At 59.3% G+C, this 3207-nt stretch carries 4 protein-coding genes; 2 read left to right on the top strand and 2 right to left on the bottom strand.

The window, feature by feature from the left end:
- On the bottom strand, nt 1–1233 hold a 1233-nt coding region (locus tag ACR0LL_RS20910; RefSeq protein WP_480589209.1), incomplete at its 3' end, for a helix-turn-helix domain-containing protein.
- Between the two features lie 60 nt (nt 1234–1293).
- On the opposite strand from ACR0LL_RS20910, the gene ACR0LL_RS20905 reads away from it, so the two are divergent.
- Entirely contained in the window at nt 1294–1449 is a 156-nt protein-coding gene (locus ACR0LL_RS20905) for a hypothetical protein (protein ID WP_480424923.1), read from the top strand.
- Nucleotides 1450–1609: 160 nt separating this feature from the next.
- The gene (locus tag ACR0LL_RS20900) at nt 1610–2302 is read left to right on the top strand and encodes an XRE family transcriptional regulator (RefSeq protein WP_480435144.1); all 693 of its coding nucleotides are present in this window, start codon (nt 1610–1612) and stop codon (nt 2300–2302) included.
- 248 nt (nt 2303–2550) lie between these two features.
- Here ACR0LL_RS20900 and ACR0LL_RS20895 read toward each other — a convergent pair.
- Nucleotides 2551–3207: molybdopterin cofactor-binding domain-containing protein (locus tag ACR0LL_RS20895; protein WP_480589207.1), on the bottom strand; the 657-nt coding region annotated here is incomplete at its 5' end.

Below are 3207 nucleotides of genomic sequence, written 5' to 3'. Positions count from 1 at the left end.
CGCGACCATCGCCTCGAAGCTCTGCGCCACATGCTCCCGCCGGATGCCTTCACCGGGCTGCAACAGCACGAACGTCATATGGATTTCATTGGTGGCCACATCGTACCAGGCAATCGCCTTGGGATAGACCGCCGTGCCATCGGCGCGGCGCATCATGATATCCACGGGGTGCACGTCCCCCACCACGATCTGGCGGGGCAGCAACGTGGCATAGTCCCGCCGGATCGAGGGCATATACCTGTCCTGGAAGGTGGCGTTGTCTTTGTCCTTGATCGCGAGAAGCGCGTATTGGCGATGATGCTCCACCTGGCGGCGGTTCACATTACAGAGGCCGAACTGCGTGCCCTTGGCATGGGTGTCGCCGCACCGGCCCAGCTCCAGCGCCTCGAAGGGCACGACCCGCAGGTCTCGGCTCATCTCGATCAGGCGGGTGGTGGATTTCTCCGAGATCGCGCGCCAGCCGCATTCCCCCGCTGCCCAGAGGGACCGGATATAGGTGGTCAGGTCCGCGCCGATCCCGGCCTGCGTGGCCGCATCGATATGCGCCTCAAAAAACGCATCCCAGGCGCGGGTGACCGTCTGGCGCCGGACGCCGTGATCGGCGCGGCGCTTGCGGACCAGACCATTTAGACCAAAGGCCTCATAGTCGCGCAGCCAGTTATAGAGCGTCTGCTTGGAGATCAGCTTGCGTTTCCCGTTGGGGAACAGGCGCGGTTCCCGGGTGAGGCCCTCGATCACCGCCGCCCGCTCAGGTGAGCCCTTCTCAAAGGCCAGGGCCGGGCGGATCACCTCCTGCCGCCACCGCGCCAAAGCCAGATCGGCCTCAAAGCGTGCATCCGTTTGGTGGGCCTGCTCCGGTACAAGACAGGTGCCGCCGGTCGCCACATCGGGCTTTGCGTGGAGCACGATGCCACGCTCCAGATACCAGGCCTCCCGCAGATCAGCGGGTAAGTGGTCTACATGCGCTTGAGGTGCTCGACCTCCAGCACCGCCACGCCCGATTTCAACTTCTCTGACAAGAAGATCGACACCGCGCCACTTGCGCGACTGCAGGGCTTTGCTGACCGCCTGTTTGGATACCCCAGACAACTCGACCAGGTCATTCATCGGCAACCATTTTTCGTGGTTGACCAATGGTTGACCAACAGGTTGACCAACGGCTTCTAGCGGCGGATTGGTCAACCCCGAGGCGTTGGCCTCAACCAGTTCGAATTTGCGCGATGCCTGCCCCATGGCTTACACCGCCACCGTCTCGGGGCGCCCGCCCCTTCTCCGGCACCGGGGACGCGTTCCGTGACGCGTTCCCTCGCTCAGCACCGCATCGCGGGGTGCCATGCGCTTCCGGCGTTTGAGGCGCGCCTGGCCCGTGTCGTCCCCAGATTGTCCGCAGGTAGCCACGGGAGTGGTGCTGGTGTGGATGTTCTGCTTCCCACGCCCGCCGAGGTCTGAGGCGCGACATGCGCCAACGATGATCTCACATAGAACCGCTCCGGGCTGGAACGGCTTGCTTCTTGCTGACATAGTGTCCTCGCAATGCTGGGGTGCGTCGGTATGTTGTAATATCACAAATAAGACCAAATGCTCCTATAATCAAGCGACATAAGAACAAATGGACATAAATGAGCGACTAAAAGAGGCCGTATCTGCTAGCGGTTTGAGTTTGCAGGATTTTACCAATAAGATCGGAGCGAACTACCGAACCATGCAGCACTATCTCTCGGGCTCCAGGAAGGTGAGCGCTGAGCTTTTAGCAGCAATGGCGGAGCATTTGGACATATCACCAACGTGGCTTCTAACCGGGCGAGGCGCCCGATTGATCACGGAGAGTGTCGGAGCAAATGCTCATGAGAACCAAGCTTTGGCACTTCAACCCAATGATCGTGTTGAAGAGTTTGTCGCCATTCCGCACTTCGATGCGCAGGCGTCCGCTGGCTTCGATTCGCTAGTGGAGGCCGACGTCGGCTCCGGTTACTACAGCTACAGTCGGGCTTCCATTCAGCGGCGCGGGCTAAGTGAGGATCATCTGTCGGTGATCCGCGTGACTGGCGACAGCATGGAGCCAGAGCTCTCAGATGGTGATCTCGTCCTGATCGCCACGGATCAGAAAGAGCCACGCAACGGCTTTATGTTCGCCGTACATTATGACGGGCAACTGTTTGTTAAACGCGTACAGCGGTTGCCAGGTAATAGGCTCCAGCTGATCAGCACCAACGCACGATACCCACCGATCATTGTGGATTTGGAGGCACCAGAGGATGTCCGATTGGAAGGCAGAGTGGTCGCATCCATGCGTGAGTGGTGAGAGTTAATGCCGTTTTTGGAAACATCCGGCATCATCCGGCATAGTCCAGTTTAGTTCGGGCCATCCTTGCCGAACGGCCGATTTTGCCGCGCCGTCCCGCATCGCCAATAAAACAAGGCTATCATGCGATGACCTTCATCCACCTGTTCCAGTTTAAACCGTACTCACCGTTCCAATTAATTCCGATCCCCCCCAGGGGGCTGGCCCCCTCCGTCTGATCGGACCGGCGCCAGCCGGTTCGAACCCAACTACCCGTGCATCCCCAGCCCATTGGCGATCTTCCAGATACGCCAATGATCATGCGGCATGTGGCTCTGCACCAACCCAAACGGCCGGAACGCATCATGCACCGCATTCGAAAATGCAGGCACACCGCCCACGTTTGGACTTTCACCGACACCTTTTGCCCCAATCGGATGGTGCGGGGACGGCGTCACCGTGTAGTCGGTGATATAGTTCGGCGTCTCCCACGCGGTCGGGATGAAGAAGTCCATCAGCGTGCCGGTCTTCACGTTCCCCATTTCATCATAGGCGATTTCCTGACCCATCGCGATGGCCAGCGCTTCGGTGACGCCACCGTGGACCTGCCCTTCGATGATCATCGGGTTGATCCGTGTGCCACAATCGTCCAGCGCGTAGAACTGCCGAACCTCCCATTCGCCGGTATCCACGTCGATTTCCATGACACAGATATAAGCTCCGAACGGATAGGTCATGTTCGGGGGATCATAGTAGCTCACCGCCTCTAGACCCGGCTCCAGCCCCGGAATGGCCTGATTATATGCGGCGAAGGCGATTTCTTTCATGGTCTTGAATCGCTCGGGCGCACCTTTGACAGCGAACCGATCCACGTCCCATTCGACGTCATTGTCGTGGACTTCCAACAGGTACGCCGCGATCATCTG

It is taken from the genome of Ruegeria sp. AI2 (assembly GCF_056541275.1).
This window is presented reverse-complemented; position numbering and strand designations above follow the sequence as displayed.